The 1,098-nt window shown below is 62.4% G+C and carries 1 protein-coding gene; it reads right to left on the bottom strand.

Annotated elements, in window-relative coordinates; all coding sequences use genetic code 11:
* Window positions 1-100 precede the first annotated feature (100 nt).
* A complete protein-coding gene (locus tag ACSDR0_RS50740; RefSeq protein WP_435296155.1) occupies window positions 101-493 on the bottom strand; it encodes a hypothetical protein in 393 nt (130 codons plus the stop codon).
* Window positions 494-1,098: the final 605 nt, after the last annotated feature.

Consider the following 1,098-nt stretch of genomic DNA (forward strand, 5'->3'; position numbering starts at 1 on the left):
GTCCCGCGCGCACCAGCTCCACCATCTGCCGGCGAAACTCCGGCGGATAGTTGTTCGGCACAGTGAACTCCTTCTTCCGGGAACCAGGGTTCCTCAGAGATCAGGTGTCCACCAAACCGGGGCAACTCCAGTGGTTGCGGACGAACGCCGCCAGCACGCTTCGTACGGTGAGGCGGTCCTTAGGGGAATCGGCGGCGATCCGCTGTAAAGCGTAGATCGCGCCGAACCGCACATCGGTCGCGGGTGAAGCGAGTTGTTCGACTGCTTTGGTGTACCGATCAGTGATTTGTCCCTCACGTGCGGTTCGCAGCTCCTCTTGCCCGTTCCGCAACGTTACTGCGGTCATGATCAGGCTGCCGGCGGTGAAGAGGGCACCCAGCAGGATCCCTACGCTGTTGAACCACTGGTGGCGGTTCAGCCGTCGGCGTTCGCGCCCCTGGTCATCGCGCTGCCGTTGAGCCTCCAGTAGTTCCAGGCGCTTTTCGACTGGCAACCCGTCCAGTTCTTCCTGGGTTGGTTCCGCGATACGGGGAGGTGACGCGCCAGCCGACGCCGGACCCGGGGATGACCTGGCGGAGCCGACAGGGTCATGGGGTGCGTTCATTCCAGATCAGATTCCTCCGGACCGTTCGCGTGTGCGCTGGGGTGTGACCGCCATCGCCTACCTGGAGGGCTTCCAAGCAGAGATGCCCCGCACCTTAGCTGATATGACAGGGTTCGACCGCACTGTGCTGTCATCGACAGCCCAGGTGGAAACGAGGATGCGCGTCGCGGCCGGATGTGATATTCGCACCAGCGCTTCTCGGGAAAGACGAAACCCCGTTCTACCTGTCGGAAAATACTGTCGTCAATCGAAAGCCGAAAAGGCCTACCAGACGCGGTGTTTTGTCCTCTTGTATCCGCTTCTCGGGGTTAGGTGAGCGCCCTGTCGGGAAACCATCCTTTTCCGACGGGTCTGGCGCAGGTCTATGCATTCCCGTCCCGTGGGCAGGGGGCGCCTGTGTGCATGTTGGATGAGGCGCCGTCGATGACGGAGTCGAGCCTGTCCCGGGTCTGGGTGAGATCCGCGATGTGCCGGTCGAGGTGGTCGCGTTCCGC

The sequence above is a fragment of the Streptosporangium sp. G11 genome (assembly GCF_051192615.1).
GTDB lineage: Bacteria > Actinomycetota > Actinomycetes > Streptosporangiales > Streptosporangiaceae > Streptosporangium.